The organism is Clostridium senegalense JC122 (assembly GCF_000285575.1).
Lineage (GTDB): Bacteria > Bacillota > Clostridia > Clostridiales > Clostridiaceae > Clostridium_J > Clostridium_J senegalense.
Window position 1 is genome coordinate 1394037 of sequence record NZ_HE611050.1, and the last position, 20011, is coordinate 1414047.

A 20011-nucleotide genomic window follows, 5' to 3' on the forward strand; every position below is an offset into this window, starting at 1 on the left:
TTACTTTTAAACTATACATATAAGTTACATACGTATATTTAATTATAGTTTGGAGGATTTTATGAGTTATGCAAAAGTTATAGTTAAGGGTTCCCCTATTTCAAAATCTAATTTTAAGTTATTTAATATGAATGGTAGGGCTATTCTCCCTTATAATTCTGGTAAGTACCATGATAGATATGCACTTTATGAGGAAGAAATTGCATATGAATGTAGAGTTCAAAACCCTGGCATTGTTTTGTCTGAGGCTTTAATTGCAGTTTTAAAAGTTTTTTATAAATCAAAAAAACGTCATCCTGATACCAACAACATAACTAAAAGCATTTTTGATGGTGTAGAAAAAAGTGGTCTTATAGTGAATGATGCTCAAGTTAGACGATTAATTATAGAAGAATTTTATGACGAGAAAAATCCTAGATTTGAACTAGAGTTATTTGGTGAAAGTACATATAAGATGAACTATTCAATAGAAGAACTTCATATAAAGGATGAACCTATAGAATATAATCCTCCTTCTAACTCAAAAACTAAAAGCCCTAATCAACTAAAAAAAGTTACATCTTCAAAGCCTGTCTCCAAAGAAGTTTTATGTTGTGAGATATGTCAAAGGTCAGTATCTAAGGAAAATGCTATATCTGCAAATAAAGGAAAAACTATTCTTTGTAAAAAATGCTTTAAAAAACTGTTCTAATATTTGATTATAAAGCTTATAAAAGTATATAATCATAATAGAGTTTCTCTTATTAGACACATAAAGAAAAATATTATAATTAAACTTTTTATTTAATTAAATGTGTCTTAATTGAATTGTCATAAAAATGAGGTGTTTATGCTATGAAAGAAAATTTTAAGATATTATCTATAGAATCTAGTTGTGATGAAACTTCTGCTGCAGTTGTTGTAGATGGTAGAGAAGTTTTGTCTAATGTTATAGCATCACAAATTTCTACCCATGAAAAATTTGGTGGTGTTGTTCCTGAGGTTGCTTCTAGAAAACATATTGAAGCAATTAGTGCCGTTGTTCAAGAAGCTTTAGATGAAGCTAATGTTACTTTAAGTGAAATAGATGCTGTTGGTGTTACTTACGGACCTGGTCTTGTTGGTGCTTTACTTGTTGGTCTTCAGTATGCCAAATCTTTAGCTTATGCTCTTAATATCCCTTTAATAGGAGTAAATCACATTGAAGGTCACATAAGTGCTAACTTTATTGAATATAAAGAGTTAGAACCTCCATTTGTAACACTAGTTGTTTCAGGTGGCCACACATTTGTAGTACATATGAAAGATTACGGTGAATTTGAAGTTATGGGTGAAACAAAAGATGATGCTGCCGGTGAAGCTTATGATAAAGTAGCTCGTGCTTTAGGTCTTGGTTACCCTGGTGGTCCTAAAATTGATAAAATAGCTAAAGAAGGAAATAATAATGCAATAAAATTTCCTAAGGCTAACTTTCATCAGGAGTGCTTAGATTTTTCATTCAGTGGAGTAAAATCTTCAGTTTTAAATTATCTAAATAAAGCTGAAATGAAAAATGAAGAAATTAATATACCAGATGTTGCTGCATCTTTCCAAAAGTCAGTAGTTGAAGTCTTAGTTGAAAATGCTATTAAAGCTTGTAAAATAAAGAATGTTGATAAAATAGCTATAGCTGGAGGCGTTGCTTCTAATAGTTGTTTAAGAGCAACTATGATAAGTGAATGCGAAAAGGAAGGAATAAAAGTTCTGTTCCCAAAACCTATATTATGCACAGACAATGCTGCAATGATAGGAAGTGCCGCATATTTTGAATATACTTGTGGAAGAACATCTGATTTAACATTAAATGCAATTCCAAATTTAAAATTAGGACAGAGATAAACAAATAACACCAGTTTAACTGGTGTTATTTTTGTTTTTATCCATTTTTAGAAATGTTTAATTCAAGACAAAACTTTTAAACATTCCAAACTTAAAGCTATATGGTTAATTGTGCTAATTTAAATTTATCACTATCCTCGTTAAGTGTAAACCTCTCTATCCATATTTTATAAAAACTTTACCATTAAGTAATTTTTTGTAATTTTTTTCATATATATATATGTAGGATTTCAATCTAAGCTTTTAATTTATAACTTTATCAACTGATAATTATTAAATTAATAAAGTTCTTTTAAATCAATATTTTCAATGATTTTTACCATTTATTTTTTCTCAATTGACAACTAAACTTTAATAATATAAGTTAAGAAGTTTTATTTAATATTTAAGGAGGTGTTTTTATCAAGAAAGTTTCTTTTAAATCCAAAATAATAGGGCTTTTAATAATTGTTATAGTTGTTCTTTTATTTATTTTATCTTTTAAAACGCCTTTAAAATCTCACAGAAAAGATTCTACAGAAACAATATTTCAGCAACTTGTAAACATTAATGAGCTTGTTACTGTTAAGTACGATTATTCTAATATTATTTCTGTGAAGGATAATCTAAAGTTTAATGATATAGATATCCCCTTTACTGAGAAGTCTTTTGTTTTAAAATATGATGGATATATAAAAGCTGGAGTTTCTTTAAAAGAAAGTAAACTTAAAATAAATGGTGATAGAGCTACTCTTTCCATCCCTAATTCAAAGATTTTAGATAATGTAGTAATTGAAGATACAGTTTCTATTTTAAATGAAAAAAATCCACTTTTTAATCCTTTAAAAAGTAATGAAATCTTTAATGAAATTTGTAAATCTAAAAATGAAAAAGTAAATGAAATTATTGATAAAGGCTTTCTTGATGAAGTAAATATATCTACTGAAAAATTTTTAAAAGATTTTTTCAAAAATTTAGGATATGATGTATCAATAAAATTTTATTAACATAAAAAAAGTTATGAAAATAGATTCCTATTTTCATAACTTTTCATTTTACCAGCTTCCTGAAGAACCTCCACCATTTGAACTTCCTCCACCGAAGCCTCCGAATCCACCACCTGATGAACCGCCTCCGCCACCAAAAGGTCCGAAAAAGTCATCATCATCATCATCTTTACGATTATTTCTTATAATTGGTCCTGTTCCATAATAGCGTCCTCTTCTTCTACTTAAGAAAAGCAAAGACATTAATCTTCCTTTATTAAAAAGCGCATCACCTAATATGATAAAAACAATTATACCTATTAAAATAGCTGATTCACCATCAGATTGTGAACTTTTTTTATAATTTTCTTGTGGAGAATAATCATAGGATAATGTTTGATTATATTCTGTTGCAATATCTTGTGCAAATACTTTATATACATTTAATAATCCTGTTGAGTAATCACCTTCTTTGAAATAAGGTTTTGCTTCACCTTCCATTACCCTATTACTATAAATATCAGTTATTGCACCTTCTAATCCTCTACCTACTTCTACTCTATATTGTTTATCTTCTATTGCCATTAGTATTAGTAGTCCATTATCTTTTTCACTTGTTCCTATTCCCCATTGTCTAAAAAGTTTATTTGCATAATCTTCTATTGAATTTCCTTGTAATGAGTTTATTATTACTATAGTTGATTGTGCTGAAGTTTTATCTTCTAATTCTTTGCCTATAGAAATAATTTCATCCCTTGTTTTTTCATCCATTATTCCAACATAATCATTTATATATTTATATTTTGTTGGACTCTCATATTCTATTGAAAATGCACTTAATGGAGCTATGCACACAAATAAAAAAATTAAAAATGCTGATATCTTTTTAGTTAAATTTTTCATATTAACTTCTCACTACTTATTGAAGTCAACCTTAGGAACCTCTGTTGCTCCTTCGGCTGCTTTGAAATATTGTTTTTCTTCAAAACCAAACATTGATGCTACTATGTTGCCTGGGAACCTTTTAATTTTTTTATTATACTGTGAAACTACATTATTATAATCTTCTCTCTTTATGGCTATTCTGTTTTCTGTACCTTCTAAAGCTACTGTTAAATCTTTAAAGTTTTCATTTGCCTTTAATTCTGGATAATTCTCTACTACGACTAAAAGTCTTGATAAGGAATTAGAAAGTTCTGAATCTGCAGCTGCTTTCTCTTCCATTGTTCCTGCACCTGCAAGCTTTGATCTAGCATCTGCTATAGATGTTAATACTTCTTCCTCATGTGTTGTGTATCCTTTAACAGTTGAAACTAAGTTAGGAATTAAATCCGCTCTTCTTTGTAATTGAGCATCTAAATCAGATGCAACAGTGTTTACTTGTTCTTCTAAACTTACAAAGTTATTATAGCTTGATACTAGTGGGAAAATTATAATAGCTATAATTACTAGTATTGCTATAACTATACTCATCGATTTCTTTTTCATAAAATCCCATCCTTTTTTTATATTTAGATATTATTATATACTTTTTTCAGAATTTGAAAAGTAATATTTACAATTTTCTTGTAAATATGCAGTGTATAGTTTAATTTGCACTTTTTAATCCTATATATTTTATGCTTATATATATAATTTTAAACATAAATTTAAATTTTTATTTATTCTTCTTAAATATTTAGTTAAAAGTTGTAATGCTTTGCTAGTTAAAAGTTAAGAGTTAATAGTTGTGGTTATTACTATTCGCTTTGCTTCTAGTAATTCTCAACGTATTTTTTAGGACTGGCTTTGATTACTTTAGGTTTTATTGATAACATTATGATTTCACTGTAAAAATAACTTATGGAAAATATACTTAGGTACGCCTGTCCTTCTTGTTACGGCTGTGCACTTTTGAATATAGCTTTTGTTTGTTTTATCTCTAAAACTCAAATTTTACTCCTTCTAATTTAAAAGAAACTGGTAGTCCAGTTTCAACCAACATTGTCAATTGTCCTTTGTCCTTTGTTAATTTTTCCAAACTCTCTACCTCAACTAACCAATCACTTTTTTCCAAATTCTAACTCCATTACAAGAGGGACAGACGCGTAATTGGCTACTTTACTATACTTTAGACTTGATGCTTTTGTTGATTTTAGTTTTTCTCAAATAACACTCAAAGTCAGTCCCTAATACTACAGTTTTAGCTAGACTTCTTAGCAATCAATATTTCTAAGTATCATCTCCATCACAAATGGGACAGGCACGATAAGTTTATTTTCTTCGCTAATATTTGTTACTCTTATAATTTTGTATTCCTTAACAAAAACACCAAAGCCAGTCCCGAACAACTAAGTAGCAAAGCTGCTAATTCGAGACTAGCTATTTTTTATATGTTATTTAGTTCTACATATGCACAATGATTTAATTCTATGTTTAATCCAAGAGCTCTTGCTTTATCTAATACTTCTTTATCAAATGATCCTGGTTGAAACCATACGTTTTCTATTCCAGCTTCTTTTATTTGATCTAAAGTACTTAATGATATTTTAGGATTTACTATCATATTAACAACATCTGGTTTTTGCGGTAAATCACTTATCAGTGGATATACTTCAATTCCATCTATTGCTTTACCTTTAGGATTTATTCCATAAACTGTATACCCTTTTTCACGTAATCTTTTAGGAATTTTGTATCCAAATTTACTTTCATCATCAGAGGCACCTACTACAGCCCAAACTTTTAACTGTAACATTTCATCAACCATTTTAATTTCTCCTTTGTATTTTTACTTATAGGTTTTCTTAGTTTTAAATAATTTATTCAATTAGATTGTTTACCATATAAATAATTACTTATTTTCCAAAAATAAATGTTACATTATTTGACTATATGTTATATACTATTAATATAAATGATACATTATTGTGTTTAAATATAGTTATATAGTGAACAAGCTCAAATCTAAATGTCTTTTATTGTACTTAAGATGTTTTAATACTTCAATTTACTATAGTTGTGAATTTGGGATGTTTGAAATTTATAATGCATAAAATAAAAGATGACTTTAACATCCTTATAGTAAAATAGGATTAAATCAATTTAATAAACTAAAATTTATTTAGAAATTAAGATACTTTGAGCATATGCTCACTGTTTTTTGGGTTCAATTTTAAAAATCAACTTGGAACCCTATAATTAAATCATGAAATTTACTGAGGACAAATGAAAATTAATTTTATTCATTTTAATACTCAATTTAAACTATAAATTTTTCTGACTATAAATTTGTCTAATTCGAAAGGAGTTTTCTTATGTTAGCTATGAATGAAATAAGTGTCGATATGCTTGAAGATGATTTAAGATATCTTAAACTTTTATCACATAAATTTCCTACTATTTCAGATGCATGTACTGAAATAATTAACTTGCAGGCTATTCTTAACTTACCTAAGGGTACTGAACATTTTCTTACAGATATACATGGTGAGTATGAGGCTTTTAACCACGTTCTTAAAAATGCATCTGGAGTTATTAAAAGGAAAGTTAATGATATTTTAGGTAATACTTTAAAAGAAAGTGAACGAAAAGAATTATGTACCTTAATATATTATCCTGAGCAAAAGCTAGAACTTATAATAAATCAAGAAAAAGAAGTTGATGATTGGTATAGAATCACTTTATATAGACTTATTGAAATTTGTAAAATAGTTTCTTCAAAATATACAAGATCTAAGGTACGAAAAACACTACCACCTGATTTTGCTTATATTATAGATGAGCTTTTAAATGAACAAGAAACTAGACCAAATAAACTAGAATACTTTAATGGAATTTTAGACACAATTATTAGAATTGGTCGTGCTAAAGAATTTATTATAGCCATATGCAATGTAATTCAAAGATTGACAGTGGATAGACTTCATATTGTTGGGGATATTTATGATAGAGGTCCTGGAGCCCATATAATTATGGAAAGTCTTATGAGATATAGTTCTATTGATATTCAATGGGGAAACCATGATATTTTATGGATGGGAGCCGCTGCTGGAAATGAGTGTTGTATATCTAATGTTATTCGTATTTCTACAAGATATGCTAATCTTGAAACATTGGAAGATGGTTACGGTATTAATTTACTTCCACTGGCAACTTTTGCAATGGATACCTATGGAAATGACCCTTGTAAATCATTTAAACCTAAAATAACCGCTGGAAGTTATAAAGAAACAGATTTAAAACTTATGGCTCAAATGCATAAAGCTATTTCTGTTATTCAGTTCAAGTTAGAAGGTCAAGTTATTAAAAGACGTCCTTCATTTAATATGGAACATAGACTTCTTTTAGATAAAATGAACTTGGAAAAAGGAACTGTGCTTGTAGATGGAAAAGAATATGCTCTTAATGATACTAACTTCCCTACAATAGATATGAAAGACCCTTATAAACTTACTAAGGAAGAACATTCTTTAGTTTTAAGATTAAAATCTTCTTTTATAAATAGTGATAAATTACAAAAGCATGTTAGATACTTATATTCTAAAGGTAGTTTATATCTTGTTTGTAATTCTAATCTTTTATATCATGCATGTATTCCTCTAGATGAACATGGTAATTTTAGAAAAGCTAAGCTTTCTGGAAAAGAATACTCTGGAAAAGCATATTTAGATATGGCTGATAGACTTGCTAGAGAAGGCTACTTTAATAAAGGTAATTCTGAAAAAGATTTATATTCATTAGATTTTCTTTGGTATTTATGGTGTGGTGAGGATTCACCGCTGTTTGGTAAAACTAAAATGGCTACTTTTGAAAGATATTTTGTTGACGATAAAACAACTCATACTGAATGTAAAGATGCTTATTTTAAGTTTAGAGATAAAGAAGAAATTTGCGATATGATTTTAACTGAATTTGGACTTGATCCTTTAGATAGTCATATAATAAATGGTCATGTGCCTGTTAAAGTTGTGAAAGGGGAAAGTCCTATAAAAGCTGGTGGAAAACTTTTAGTTATAGATGGAGGATTTTCTAAAGCATATCAAAGAGAAACTGGACTTGCTGGTTACACTTTAATATATAATTCCTATGGATTACAACTGGTATCTCATGAACCTTTTGAATCTACACAAAAAGCTATAGAAGAAGGTAAAGATATTCTATCTTCATCTGTTATACTTGAAACTACTAAAACTAGAAAAAGAGTGATAGATACAGATATTGGTAAAGAACTTATTGAGCAAATATCAGAACTTGAAAAACTTCTTATTGCCTATAGGAAAGGTTTAATTAAAGAATTAAAATAACTAAAAAAGATAGCTAAATTAGCTATCTTTTTTTGGGTTTGTATAAGTTAAAGGGAGATGAGGTTAATTTTTGTAACCTATAATATATATTAACCTATCCATTATCAAGGAATTTTATTGGTCTATTAACAATAGATTAAGGGGGATCTTTTGTTAACTCATCGTCGTAAAATAATGGATTGGTTAGGCAAAACATAAAGTTTAAGTTAAGCCTCAAGCTTTATGTTAGCTTTCATAGTTTTTCCGTCCCTTATATATTCTACAGGGACTGTATCATTTTCTTCATGTTTTTCTTTTAGTGCATTAATTTCAGCTACTGTTTTGACATCTTTTCCATCAAATTTCACTATTACATCTCCAGGTTGTATTCCAGCCTTTTGAGCCGCACTAAAATCTTCTACTCCTGCAATATAAATACCTTGTGGGATATTATATTGTTTGGATAAAGCTTCATCGATATCTTTACATTGTATTCCAAGTTTTAATATTGGTTTTGTTAAGATATCAAGCTTTTCTTTTGCTGCATTTATTGGAATTGAGAATCCTAATCCTTCAACACCTTGCGCTTGTATTTTTGCTGTATTTATTCCTACTACTTCACCTTTTGAGTTCAGTAGTGGTCCTCCACTATTTCCTGGGTTTATAGCTGTGTCTGTTTGTATTAATTTTAATGTTTTTCCATTTTCAAATTGCATTTCTCTATTAACAGCACTAATAATTCCTGTTGTTACTGAACCAGAGAAATCTTTAGATAATGGACTTCCTATAGCTATAACTTGTTCTCCTACTTTTATATCATCGGAGTTTCCAAATGTTAAAACTCCTGGTATTTTCACATCTTTTTTAGTTATTTTTACAACTGCTAAATCTGCATCCTCATTATAGTTTACAACTTTAGCTGAAACTTCCTCACCAGTACTAAGTATTACATTAACTTCACTTGCACCTTCAACAACGTGATAGTTAGTTAATATTAGTCCTTCTTCATTAAATATAAATCCTGACCCTATACCTTCTTGAGGAGATGTTTGCCACCCTGCAAAGTTTTTTGGGAAAGATTTTGTTGCAACACCTACTACTGCTGGTGATACTTTTTGAACAACATCTGGTATGTTCATATAATCGCCTGCACTTATAGGAGTTGTAGAAACATTATTATTTGATTTTTCTTGAACTGTTGGTGACTGATTATTATGTCTTAACGCTGTATAAGTAACTGCGCCTCCAATTCCGCCACCTAGAGTAGAGCATATAAGCCCTATTGCTATATAAGGTCCAACACCTCTTTTTTTCTTCTTTTTTTTCTTTGGTGGTGGATTATATGAATAGTCATTATCATTTACTGTATATTGTGCATTATCTATAAATGTTTTTTCTAATTCTTCATTAGTATTATTTTTAACTTCCATATTGTTTAAGTTGTTTTCATTTGTATCGTTCATGTTATCAACCCCTCACTTCAACCTTATGACTAAATTTTAGTTCAATTTTATGTCAATTTTGTGTCTTATAATTGACAGTTTAATGACTTCTATTTGACAGTTTAAAGACAAGATTCTATATTATAGAGTTACAAGTTAAGTTTTAAAGTTATTCATTTATCAAATGAGAAAACTCAAATTAATGTTTTATTAATAACTAACAGATTATTTTAGTTAAAAGTTAAGAGTGAATAGTTCTTAACTAACTATATTTGTACTTGTTTTTATCAACTGATAACAAAAATTTGATGAATAAATTTAAATGGAGCTTGTTTTCCTATATCTCTGAATTAAATTCTATTTATATTATTATCTTAATCAAGTCTTATAATACCTATATAAATATAAAAAGATGACCAAATTTAGTCATCTTTTTTATATTTATTATTTATTAGCATATAATTCTATTATCTTTAATACTACTTGAACTGCACTTTCCATTGATTCTTTTACAATGTATTCAAATTTTCCGTGGAAGTTATGGCCTCCAGTAAATAAGTTTGGAGTTGGAAGTCCTTTAAATGAAAGTTTTGATCCATCAGTACCACCTCTTATTGGCAATACTAATGCTTCTATTTCTAATGATTTAATTGCTTCTACTGCAGTTTCTACTATATGATATTGCTCTTTTATTTTTTCAGCCATATTATAGTATGTATCTGACATATCTAAAACAACTGTACCTTCACCATATTTTTCATTATATTTTTTAACTAAAGCTTCCATTGTAGCCTTTTTAGCTTTGAATTTATCCATATCAAAGTCTCTTATTATATATTCTTGAACAGATTTTTCAACTGTTACATTCATATCTGTTAACATAAAGAACCCATCATAACCTTCAGTAGTTTCTGGTCTTTGATTTTCTGGTAACTCATTAAAGAACTCCATAGCTATTATTCCAGAATGTTTCATCTTTCCTTTAGCTGAACCTGGATGTACGTTTACTCCATTAAATGTAACTACTGCTCCAGCTGCATTGAAAGTTTCATAAGATATTTCTCCAACTTCACCACCATCTAATGTATAAGCAAAATCAGCATTAAAGGCTGGAACGTTAAAATTATTACATCCTGTTCCTATTTCTTCATCTGGTGTGAAAGCAACTCTAATAGTTCCATGTTTTATTTCTGGATTATTTATTAAGTATTCCATAGCTGTCATTATTTCAGCTATACCAGCTTTATCATCCCCACCTAATAATGTTGTTCCATCAGTTGTTATTATTGTTTTGCCAACATACTTTTTGATTTCAGGAAAATCTTTAACTGATAATGTTGTATTTTCATTTAGTTTTATGTCTTCTCCACCATAATTTTCGATTATTTGAGGATTTACATTCTTACCTGAATAATCTGGTGCTGTATCCATATGAGCTAAAAATCCTATTGTTGGAACTTCTTTTTCCATATTTGATGGTAATGTTGCTGTAACAAACCCCATCTCATCAACCTTAACATCACTCATACCTATTGTCTTTAATTCTTCTAATAAAACTTTTCCAAATTCTAATTGACTTTTTGTGCTTGGAAGTGTTGATGATGCTTCATCACTTTGAGTATCATATTTAACATAACCTAAAAATCTTTCTAGTAATTTAGACATTATTTTTCCCTACCTTTATCAAAATTTGTAATACTTTCTATTATTATAACATGATAGATTTACAATTTAAAGTATTGTTGCTTTACAAAAAATACATTCTTTTCATAAAATTTTAACATTTTTCCTCAATTATATTTTCTCTATTAATTCAAATTTTATTCTATATTTATATTGTGAATTACAGCATGGATACAATCTCAAACTTAATTTATACTTCCCCACACTCACTTGTTCCTATATCTCCTCCAACATTAACATTGTTATTACTTTCAATATCATTCATATTATCATTTTTTATTTTCTTCTTTTTGTTTTCCTTGACCATATCTTCTTTTTTCATATCATTAAGAATTAGTATATCCATCATACTAATATTTTCAACTTTTGATAGCACCTCTGGACTTGCTTTTTTTAATGAAATTCTATCAACTAGTTTTTTCTTTCCTTCCTTATCGGTAGTGTATACACATACATATCCCATCTCTAGAACATACTGAAATTTATTTGAATTAAAACCTCTAGAATTATTTTTATTTATACTTTCTTCCATAACTTTTTCATGAATTTTATTCATATTGTCTTTTAACATTTGTAATGGCTTCATTTTATTTTTATTTTTTTTCATATGATTAGCTACCTTAACTGAGCTAGTAATATCATTTTTGGAAACTATCACAAAAATTCCCCCTTAATTATAAAAAATACTTTTTAATATTCTTCATATTATGTATTATATTTAATTTGTATCATATAATCATTATCGTAATTAATTTTCTTGCTCTTTAATTTTCAAATTTAATATGATAATATTTTTGTAACTAATTTTATAGGAGGCGCTTTTTATGCTAGATTTATCAAAATCTCTAAACTTTAAAGAATATTTAAAAAAATCCCAAGAAAACTATGGGGACATTCAAAATACAGCCTATGAGAATACATCTTTATCAGAATACTACAAAGACAGCATAAAATCTTTAGATGAAGAAGTTAATGTTGTTGTTTTTACAGAAGGTTTCTGTCCTGACTGTATAGTTACAGTACCTTTTATTCAAAGATTTAGTGAAGAAAATGAAAACTTAAAAGTTCATTACCTACCTAGGACTGGATATGAAGATTTTTTAGAGGAAGCTGTAGGAAGAAAATCTATACCTACAGTTATCACTTTTGATAAAGATATGACACCTAAAGGTGCATATGTTGAAATTCCAAAAGAACTTACTGAAAAAATGATAAAATTATCTAAAGATGAAAGAGAGTCTCTTATTAATGATTATAGAGATGGTAAATTTAATGATTTAATAGAAAAGGATTTACTTGAAATAATACTATAGATATAAAAATAAAAGAGTTCTAACATTAAGTTAAAACTCTTTTACACTTTTTAGAACTGGCTATATATATATTCACCTGTTTGAACACCTAATATTAGGAATGTACACATTAAACTTACTATTACCATAGAACAAAATATAGATAAGTATATATTATTGTTTAAAATAATTGACTTAGTTTTCATTATAATATTGGTCAATCTCTTCATTTATGTATACCCATCCTTTCCAGCCTAAATGCATTATGTCACATAACACATATTTTTCATTTTCCTTTTTAGATAAATCCAATAGTTGTATATTATTTTTTAGAGCTATTTCTCTTATTTTTTCATAATATTCTTCTTTATTATTTTTATCAAATCCACAGTAATCATACCACTTAGAATGTACTGGAACAGATATTAATAATGGTTTCACACCAGTTTCTTTACATATTTCTATCAATAAATCTAAATCATTGTATTCTGGTGATTCTGTATATTTTAATGTCTTATATGATCCTTTAAGTTTTTCATAATCATTTTTTATATATTTTTCAAAATAACTATCATAAACACCATATTCATTATTAGTTGCAGCTTTTTCCCCTTCTTTTACTGCTTGTTCTAATTCGCTTGTCCAATTTATTGGCTTTTTATTAACTTTAGATTCTTCATCTTTAACTTCATTTATTTTATCTAAGCTTTGTTTTAAATCTAAAGTATATAATGCTTCCTCTTTAACATAATAATATGGTTTTAAAAGTCCTAAACCTATATTAGAAATAACATTATTGTTAGAGTATAGCTTTGAATACAATTTTATGTTTTTTAAGTTAGAGGATTCATCAGTAAACTGGATTATTCTATCACATATTTTTAACTTTAATTCTTTACTAATATTTTTATTATTCATTAATTTATAAAATTGAAGTTCAGAAAAATTAGCTTCAAATCCTTCTTTAGATAGTCCATCTTCTGTAAACCACTGTGGTGATAGTACAAATGCTATTTTTTTATTGCTAGAAGTATTATTTAAAGCACCTGTGTTGATAGCATGTATAATACTTTGGCAATGTCCTCTTCCTATAACACTAATATTATAGTTACTTTCTTTATCTATATAAAAGTTATTTGGATGCTGTGGTATAAATGTTGTTGATAGTTCTGATGAACCATATAACATTAAATTGTTATTTTGAAGTTCCTTATTTTGTATATATATCCCTTGGAATTTATCTACAGATAAATCTTTAGCTAGTGCTTTATCTACATTGTCATTATATTTTGATTCTAATTTTGACTTTAAATAAATTTGACTACCAGTAAGAAAACCTATGGATAAAACAAAAAATAATCCTATACCAATTATAGTTCTTACAGCGTTTTTCATAACTTAACTCCTTTTAGTAATAAACTCTATTGCTTTATTTGGAGTTTCTATATCCTCTCTTTCAATTTCTGTTGGCTCAATTTTTAGACCTAGTTGCTTCTCTACTTCAATTAAAAATTCTACTATTGCAAGAGAATCAAAAATTCCTTCTTCAAAAAGTTCAATGTCTAAATCCTCTTTTATTTCGTCTACTCCTGTAATTTCAACCATTATATCTAATATTTTTTCTTTCATATTCATTATCCTCCTAAAATTAAAGTTTTTATATCTTATTTAAATAAATATCCTGAAAATATTAAAAATCCAAAACAAACTAAATTGAATGTTATAAATGTTGTTAAACATACATACCAATTTTTCTTTTTATTTTTCTTGTGAAATTTACTCTTTCTTTGATAATAATCCGTTAAGACTATTAAACACCCTTGATACAATCCATAGATTATATAAAAGATTTCAGTTCCATGCCATATTCCCATTGTAGTCATTATTAATATGAATCCTATGTAAGATGCTGTGTACCTACTTTTAAACCATTTACCTTTTAGTGCAGCCATTACAAATCTTGTATAGAAATAATCCCTAAACCAAAAAGATAAAGACATATGCCATCTATTCCAAAAATCTTTTATATCCTTACTTATAAACGGTAAATTAAAGTTATCTGGAGCTTTTATCCCCATAATATAACTTAATCCTATAGCCATTAAACTATATCCTGCAAAGTCAAAGAATAAGTAAAAACTATAGGCATACATATAACTTGCTATATTAAATAAATTTTTATCTTCACCAATTTTACTCATCCATAAACTATATATAAGAGCACCTATTACGAATTTATATAAAACCCCAAGAAAAATCTTTAGTATACCTTCTTTTAAAAGAAGTTTATATTCATCTTTTTCAATTGGCTTTGATATATCCTCTGTAAATCTTCTTGATCTATCTATAGGCCCTGAGCTTATTGTAGGAAAAAATAACATAAAATAAGTAAAATCTAATATTTTAACCTCTTTTATTAATTCATCATATATTTCCATTAGCATCTGTAATGATTTAAATGATAAATAAGAAACCCCTAAAAATCCAAAAAATCCTTTAGGTTGACTTGATATAACATGTCCCCATTTTACTAAAATTAATGGTAATAATGATAAAATTATCATTACCCAAAGTATTTTTCTTGAATCGTTACGTTTACGTATTACAATATAGCTTTTAACTAATAATAATTGTAATATATAAAATATAACTAACTGTCCTAATTGCTTTTTGGAACTTGAAAAAATCATAATTATCATTATAAGATTTACTAACATACTGTAATTAGTGATTTTTTTACCTTTGAGTCCCATAATTATAATAGGTAATATTAATAAAGAGACAATATAAAAGAATAGTAATCCATCAAATGGTATCATTTCATTTCCTCCATTAATGCTCTTCTATTAACTTTTCCATTGGGAGTCATTGGTAATGTTTCTTTAATTATAAATTTTCTTGGAATCATATATTCTGGTATATATTCTTTCAATTTGTTTTTTATATTAGATACTATTTTAAAATCTTTTTCTTCAACTCTTTTAGTTAATGTTACTACACCTATTAAATATTGAATTTTGCCTTCTTTTTCATGTGGTAATACTATTGTATTATCTATAAAGTCTATATTTTTTATGTTGTTCTCTATGTCTTCAAGTTCTATCCTATATCCATTTAGTTTTACCTGAAAATCTAGTCTTCCACAATAAAATAAAAGGTTATCTTTTATATATCCTTTATCTCCAGTTTTGTACATTCTATATTTTTTACCGTCAATTTCCATAGTTCCAAAAGACTTTTTATTTATCTCTTCGTTGTTCATATACCCTATACTTACGCTATCTCCAACTATTATGATTTCTCCTTTTTCACCTTCTGGTAATATGTTTTTATTTTCATCCATAATATATAGCCATGTATTTTCTTTGCTATATCCTACAGGTAGTGGAGCAAAATCCTCATTTACCTTATCAGTAACCTCTATAGAAGTTATTGCCACTGTAGACTCTGTTGGTCCATAAGTATTATATATTTTTACTTTAGGAAATGCTTGTCTTATTTTAGAAACTGTGGAATTAGTTAAAGTTTCTCCACAAAATAACATAGTGTCTAATTTATCTAACAGCTTTTCATTAAAGTTACTATCTGATAAGCACATATCAGCAAAAGATGGTGTAGATACCCACGTTGTTATATTAGATGTTTCAAAGCTTTTAAAAAGCTCTTTCATATTGCTTATCATTTTTTTATTTATACTATAAAGTGTTGAACCACTTGCTAAACTTAAGTAAGTATCCATAACTGATAAATCAAATGAAAATGGAGCTTGGTTCATGAATACCTTTTCTTTATCATTACATAAACTTAATCCCCACTTAACAAAACTTTCAAGACATCCTAAAGTAATTTGTACTCCTTTAGGTCTACCTGTACTTCCAGATGTAAATATACTATAATATACATCCTCTTTTTTTACGTAGTACTCCTCCGATATGCTTTCCACTTCACTAGTTTTAAATATTTCTATAAGAGTGTTATAATTTATTATTTTTATATTTTCTAATTCAAAAGGCATTTCTTCAATGGATATAATTATATGTGGCTGAGATACTTCAATTATATCCCTTACTCTTTCAACTGGAAGTGAACTATCAATAGGTACATAAGAATGTCCAGATTTCACAATACCTATAAAGCTATAAAGCATTTCATTTTCTTTATGACCATAAACTAATATAGGTGTGTTCTCATTGCCATAATTTTTTAATAAGTAATTTGCTAATGCATCAGAATACTTTTTCAAATCGCCATAAGTTATTGAGTTATCTTCACTTATATGGGCCATTTTATTGCTACTATGTATTCCATAATCGTCTATACATTTAATTAAGCTCATTTTTTCCCTCCACTTATTATATTAATTTTCTAAACTAACTTTAAGTATACTATTCTGTTTATTTATTGTAAATATTTTGTATAAATTTATATATTTCTCATTTTTTTAAATACTGTTTAAAAAATAAAAAATGCCTATTCATATAAATAGACATTTTAGGGTAGTTTGAGAAAATTGGAAATTATTAAATTATTTCATATAGGCATATAAATTATCTTGAACTTTAAAAAGTTATAATTTATATGCCCAATGTAATTAAGATGGGTAATTATATTATTACCTTTTTATTTTTTTATATTCATAAATTTCAAGAAAATAATTTTATTAAATTCTTGCTACTCCACATTCTTTTGCTATTCTTTTTACTTCTTTTGAAACTGAATCTGAAACTCTTTTATCTAAAGCTTTTGGTATTATATAAGTTTCACTTAATTCTTCTTCTTTTATTAATCCTGCTATTCCTCTAGCTGCAGCAAGTTTCATTTCTTCTGTTATTTCTGTTGCTCTAACTTCTAATGCCCCTTTAAATATTCCTGGGAATACTAGAACATTATTTATTTGGTTGTCAAAATCTGAACGTCCTGTTGCTACAACCTTTGCACCAGCTTCCTTAGCTAAATCTGGCATTATTTCTGGCACTGGATTTGCCATAGCAAATACTATAGAATCTTTATTCATTGAACTTACCATTTCTTTTGTTAATATTCCTGGTGCTGAAACTCCTATAAATATATCTGCACCTTTTATTACATCTTTAAGCTCACCCTCTGCCATTTCTCTATTAGTAACTTTTGCTATTGCTTTTTGAGCATCATTTATAAAATCTTGATTTTCTGTTATTGCTCCATGTCTATCACACATAATTATGTTTTTAGCTCCAGCATTTAAAAGTAACTTACAAATAGCTATACCTGCTGAACCTGCACCATTTATTATTATTTTAACATCTTCTAATTCTTTGTTTACAACTTTTAATGCATTGTATATTCCTGATAGAACTACTACTGCTGTTCCGTGTTGATCATCATGAAATACTGGTATATCTAATTCTTCTTTTAATCTTTTTTCTATATAAAAACACTCAGGCGCTTTTATGTCCTCTAAATTTATACCTCCAAAAACTGGTGATAATAGTTTTACAGTTTTTATAATTTCTTCTGGGTCCTCAGTATCTAAACATATCGGAAATGCATCTATACCTCCAAATTCTTTAAAAAGTAAAGCCTTTCCTTCCATTACTGGTATAGAAGCTTCTGCCCCTATATTTCCAAGTCCTAAAACGGCAGTACCATTTGAAACTATTGCTACTGTGTTCCCTTTAATTGTATAGTCATAAACTGCGTCTTTATTTTTTGCAATTTGAACGCAAGGCTCTGCAACACCTGGAGTATAAGCTAAAGATAAATCTTTGCTACATTCAACTTTCATCTTACCAACTACTTCTAGTTTTCCTCTTTTTTCTTTGTGTATTTTTAAAGCTTCTTCTGCTATAGACATTTTTAAAACACCCCTTATGATATATTAAGTAAAACAAGCTAACTTTTTAAATCATACGTCAACTTGAAATATTTATAAGCTTGTCATCAAATTTCTAAGAACTAAAATCTTCCAGCTGTGATTTAAGGGTTGATTTTAGATTCCTATTTTATAGGTTAAAATAAAATTTATTATCTATATAAATTATAACTTATGCTAATTACTTTTTCCATTGTAATATTCGCAATATTGAATAATTGGACAGGTTTCACACTTTGGTTTTCTAGCATTGCATATTTTCCTTCCATGCCATATTAAGTAGTGATGAGCATCACTCCACATATCTTTAGGAATGTTTTTCATTAATTTTTCTTCAACTTCTTCTACATTTTTTCCTTTTGCTATACCTATTCTATTTGAAAGCCTAAATACATGAGTATCTACTGCTATAGCTGGCTTTCCATATGCATTTGACATAACTACATTTGCTGTTTTTCTTCCTACTCCAGGTAATTTTATAAGTTCTTCCATTTCACTTGGCACTTTACCATCATATTTTTCCATAAGCATTTTGCAACAACCAATTATATTTTTGCTTTTATTTCTATAAAATCCGCAACTTCTAATTTTTTCACCTAGTTCTTCTTCTGTAAGTTCTAATATTGCCTCTGGAGTATTGTAGTCTTTATACAACTCTTTAGTAACTATGTTTACCCTTTCATCAGTACATTGGGCAGATAATATAGTAGATATTAATAATTCAAAGGGGCTATTAAAAGCTAATCCACAAGTAGCACCATTATAAACTCCACTTAATATTTTTAAAACTTCGTCTCTAGTTTTTTTATTCATAATTTTAATCCTTTCATTAATATATAATTTTAAGATTATAAATTTAATCGATAATTTTTATTTGTTAATATATATTATAGCATATTTATGATAATTTAGTTTTCTATGTAAATCAATTATTGATCACTATTTTTATTAGTTTTATCTCTTAAAGAGAAAATTAATCCTATTAAATAATTTAAATAAAGTACAAAACCTAATTAAGCAATTATCCAAAGTATTAGCTCCATCACAATAGGGACTTTTCTAGTTAAGAGTGAAAAGTTAATAGTTGTGGTTATTACTACTCACTTTATTCCTAGTAATGCTAAACGTACTTTTTATAAATTTGCAAAGCAAATTGTATGATTAGATTAAAAGAAAGTGGTTGCCACTTTCATCCTAAATTCCTAATTTATAATTCTTAATCCTTAATTTTTTTATTTTATTTCCATAACAAAATAAGCAAAGAACCAGTACCCTTATTTGGTTTTTAGTGAAATCTTTAAATAAGCAATTACTCCTAGTGTTGGCTCCATAACAACTGGGACAGGCACGGTAAATTTATTTTCTTCGCTAACATCTGATGCTCTCCTAGTTTTATATTTTTCAACTAATAAATCAAAGCCAGTCCCGAACAACTACGCTACATAGTAGCTACCTGGGGACTGGCTAACCTTTTTTTATTTATGGTAATTAAATCCAAAGAGCTGATTTTTATTTTTATATAGATAAACCATTCGTGCCTATCCCATTTGTTACGGTTGTACATTTTGAATATAGTTTTAGTTTGTTTTGTCTCTAAAACTCAATTTTACTCCCTTAAGTTGAAAGAAACTGTAATCCAGTTTCATCTATCATTGTC

General features: G+C 27.7%; 19 protein-coding genes. 5 read left to right on the plus strand and 14 right to left on the minus strand.

Annotated elements, in window-relative coordinates:
• Window positions 1-61: 61 nt before the first annotated feature.
• The 3 genes from CSGHG_RS07000 (at window position 62) to CSGHG_RS07010 (ending at window position 2843) form a co-directional block, all read left to right on the plus strand.
• Window positions 62-691, plus strand: coding sequence for a RusA family crossover junction endodeoxyribonuclease (locus CSGHG_RS07000; RefSeq protein ID WP_010293703.1), 630 nt, complete (start codon window positions 62-64; stop codon window positions 689-691).
• Window positions 692-834: 143 nt separating this feature from the next.
• Entirely contained in the window at window positions 835-1857 is a 1023-nt protein-coding gene (gene tsaD / locus CSGHG_RS07005) for a tRNA (adenosine(37)-N6)-threonylcarbamoyltransferase complex transferase subunit TsaD (protein WP_010293705.1), read from the plus strand.
• Window positions 1858-2381: 524 nt separating this feature from the next.
• Entirely contained in the window at window positions 2382-2843 is a 462-nt protein-coding gene (locus CSGHG_RS07010) for a DUF4230 domain-containing protein (protein ID WP_268869855.1), read from the plus strand.
• A 48-nt stretch (window positions 2844-2891) separates the two neighbouring features.
• On the opposite strand, the gene CSGHG_RS07015 is transcribed toward CSGHG_RS07010, so the two are convergent.
• The 4 genes from CSGHG_RS07015 to CSGHG_RS07030 all read right to left on the minus strand — a co-directional run bounded on the left by CSGHG_RS07015 (window position 2892) and on the right by CSGHG_RS07030 (window position 5571).
• A complete protein-coding gene (locus CSGHG_RS07015) occupies window positions 2892-3725 on the minus strand; it encodes a TPM domain-containing protein (RefSeq protein WP_010293707.1) in 834 nt (277 codons plus the stop codon).
• A gap of 12 nt (window positions 3726-3737) precedes the next feature.
• On the minus strand, window positions 3738-4310 hold the full coding sequence (locus tag CSGHG_RS07020; RefSeq protein WP_010293708.1) for a LemA family protein: 573 nt from the start codon (window positions 4308-4310) through the stop codon (window positions 3738-3740).
• A 433-nt stretch (window positions 4311-4743) separates the two neighbouring features.
• On the minus strand, window positions 4744-4878 hold the full coding sequence (locus CSGHG_RS24620) for a hypothetical protein (RefSeq protein WP_268869847.1): 135 nt from the start codon (window positions 4876-4878) through the stop codon (window positions 4744-4746).
• Window positions 4879-5190: 312 nt separating this feature from the next.
• On the minus strand, window positions 5191-5571 hold the full coding sequence (locus tag CSGHG_RS07030; RefSeq protein ID WP_010293709.1) for a CoA-binding protein: 381 nt from the start codon (window positions 5569-5571) through the stop codon (window positions 5191-5193).
• A 547-nt stretch (window positions 5572-6118) separates the two neighbouring features.
• On the opposite strand from CSGHG_RS07030, the gene CSGHG_RS07035 reads away from it, so the two are divergent.
• Window positions 6119-8107, plus strand: a complete 1989-nt coding sequence (locus CSGHG_RS07035) for a fructose-1,6-bisphosphatase (RefSeq protein WP_010293710.1) — start codon at window positions 6119-6121, stop codon at window positions 8105-8107.
• Window positions 8108-8313: 206 nt separating this feature from the next.
• Here CSGHG_RS07035 and CSGHG_RS07040 read toward each other — a convergent pair whose 3' ends face one another.
• The 3 genes from CSGHG_RS07040 to CSGHG_RS07050 all read right to left on the minus strand — a co-directional run bounded on the left by CSGHG_RS07040 (window position 8314) and on the right by CSGHG_RS07050 (window position 11869).
• Window positions 8314-9549, minus strand: a complete 1236-nt coding sequence (locus tag CSGHG_RS07040) for a S1C family serine protease (protein WP_010293713.1) — start codon at window positions 9547-9549, stop codon at window positions 8314-8316.
• Between the two features lie 423 nt (window positions 9550-9972).
• Window positions 9973-11193, minus strand: a complete 1221-nt coding sequence (gene pepT / locus CSGHG_RS07045; RefSeq protein ID WP_010293715.1) for a peptidase T — start codon at window positions 11191-11193, stop codon at window positions 9973-9975.
• Window positions 11194-11401: 208 nt separating this feature from the next.
• Window positions 11402-11869: a hypothetical protein gene (locus CSGHG_RS07050; protein ID WP_010293717.1), complete on the minus strand. Its 468-nt coding sequence runs from the start codon at window positions 11867-11869 to the stop codon at window positions 11402-11404.
• A gap of 166 nt (window positions 11870-12035) precedes the next feature.
• On the opposite strand from CSGHG_RS07050, the gene CSGHG_RS07055 reads away from it, so the two are divergent.
• Complete coding sequence (locus tag CSGHG_RS07055) at window positions 12036-12524, plus strand: thioredoxin family protein (RefSeq protein ID WP_010293718.1); 489 nt, start codon at window positions 12036-12038, stop codon at window positions 12522-12524.
• A 174-nt stretch (window positions 12525-12698) separates the two neighbouring features.
• Here the strand turns inward: CSGHG_RS07055 and dltD are convergent, their stop codons facing one another.
• The 7 genes from dltD to CSGHG_RS23115 form a co-directional block, all read right to left on the minus strand.
• Window positions 12699-13898 (minus strand): D-alanyl-lipoteichoic acid biosynthesis protein DltD, encoded by a 1200-nt coding sequence (gene dltD / locus CSGHG_RS07060; RefSeq protein WP_010293719.1) that lies wholly within the window; start codon window positions 13896-13898, stop codon window positions 12699-12701.
• A 3-nt stretch (window positions 13899-13901) separates the two neighbouring features.
• Window positions 13902-14132, minus strand: coding sequence for a D-alanine--poly(phosphoribitol) ligase subunit DltC (dltC, locus tag CSGHG_RS07065; RefSeq protein WP_010293720.1), 231 nt, complete (start codon window positions 14130-14132; stop codon window positions 13902-13904).
• A gap of 35 nt (window positions 14133-14167) precedes the next feature.
• Window positions 14168-15322, minus strand: coding sequence for a D-alanyl-lipoteichoic acid biosynthesis protein DltB (dltB, locus tag CSGHG_RS07070; protein ID WP_010293721.1), 1155 nt, complete (start codon window positions 15320-15322; stop codon window positions 14168-14170).
• The gene (gene dltA / locus CSGHG_RS07075; protein ID WP_010293722.1) at window positions 15319-16839 is read right to left on the minus strand and encodes a D-alanine--poly(phosphoribitol) ligase subunit DltA; all 1521 of its coding nucleotides are present in this window, start codon (window positions 16837-16839) and stop codon (window positions 15319-15321) included. The genes dltB and dltA overlap by 4 nt, the downstream gene beginning before the upstream one ends.
• Window positions 16840-17163: 324 nt before the next feature.
• Window positions 17164-18336: an NAD(P)-dependent malic enzyme gene (locus tag CSGHG_RS07080; protein WP_010293725.1), complete on the minus strand. Its 1173-nt coding sequence runs from the start codon at window positions 18334-18336 to the stop codon at window positions 17164-17166.
• A 195-nt stretch (window positions 18337-18531) separates the two neighbouring features.
• The gene (gene nth, locus CSGHG_RS07085) at window positions 18532-19167 is read right to left on the minus strand and encodes an endonuclease III (RefSeq protein WP_010293726.1); all 636 of its coding nucleotides are present in this window, start codon (window positions 19165-19167) and stop codon (window positions 18532-18534) included.
• 461 nt (window positions 19168-19628) lie between these two features.
• On the minus strand, window positions 19629-19787 hold the full coding sequence (locus CSGHG_RS23115) for a hypothetical protein (protein WP_155844739.1): 159 nt from the start codon (window positions 19785-19787) through the stop codon (window positions 19629-19631).
• Between the last annotated feature and the right edge of the window lie 224 nt (window positions 19788-20011).

What these genes read in the sequence shown, in the direction of transcription:
- dltD (WP_010293719.1), bottom strand. Translation starts at nt 13,898, where the DNA reads ATGAAAAACGCTGTAAGAACTATAATTGGTATAGGATTATTTTTTGTT.
- CSGHG_RS07030 (WP_010293709.1), bottom strand. Translation starts at nt 5,571, where the DNA reads ATGGTTGATGAAATGTTACAGTTAAAAGTTTGGGCTGTAGTAGGTGCC.
- CSGHG_RS07035 (WP_010293710.1), top strand. Translation starts at nt 6,119, where the DNA reads ATGTTAGCTATGAATGAAATAAGTGTCGATATGCTTGAAGATGATTTA.
- nth (WP_010293726.1), bottom strand. Translation starts at nt 19,167, where the DNA reads ATGAATAAAAAAACTAGAGACGAAGTTTTAAAAATATTAAGTGGAGTT.
- dltA (WP_010293722.1), bottom strand. Translation starts at nt 16,839, where the DNA reads ATGAGCTTAATTAAATGTATAGACGATTATGGAATACATAGTAGCAAT.
- CSGHG_RS07020 (WP_010293708.1), bottom strand. Translation starts at nt 4,310, where the DNA reads ATGAAAAAGAAATCGATGAGTATAGTTATAGCAATACTAGTAATTATA.
- CSGHG_RS07015 (WP_010293707.1), bottom strand. Translation starts at nt 3,725, where the DNA reads ATGAAAAATTTAACTAAAAAGATATCAGCATTTTTAATTTTTTTATTT.
- dltC (WP_010293720.1), bottom strand. Translation starts at nt 14,132, where the DNA reads ATGAAAGAAAAAATATTAGATATAATGGTTGAAATTACAGGAGTAGAC.
- CSGHG_RS07055 (WP_010293718.1), top strand. Translation starts at nt 12,036, where the DNA reads ATGCTAGATTTATCAAAATCTCTAAACTTTAAAGAATATTTAAAAAAA.
- pepT (WP_010293715.1), bottom strand. Translation starts at nt 11,193, where the DNA reads ATGTCTAAATTACTAGAAAGATTTTTAGGTTATGTTAAATATGATACT.
- CSGHG_RS07000 (WP_010293703.1), top strand. Translation starts at nt 62, where the DNA reads ATGAGTTATGCAAAAGTTATAGTTAAGGGTTCCCCTATTTCAAAATCT.
- dltB (WP_010293721.1), bottom strand. Translation starts at nt 15,322, where the DNA reads ATGATACCATTTGATGGATTACTATTCTTTTATATTGTCTCTTTATTA.
- CSGHG_RS07080 (WP_010293725.1), bottom strand. Translation starts at nt 18,336, where the DNA reads ATGTCTATAGCAGAAGAAGCTTTAAAAATACACAAAGAAAAAAGAGGA.
- tsaD (WP_010293705.1), top strand. Translation starts at nt 835, where the DNA reads ATGAAAGAAAATTTTAAGATATTATCTATAGAATCTAGTTGTGATGAA.
- CSGHG_RS07040 (WP_010293713.1), bottom strand. Translation starts at nt 9,549, where the DNA reads ATGAACGATACAAATGAAAACAACTTAAACAATATGGAAGTTAAAAAT.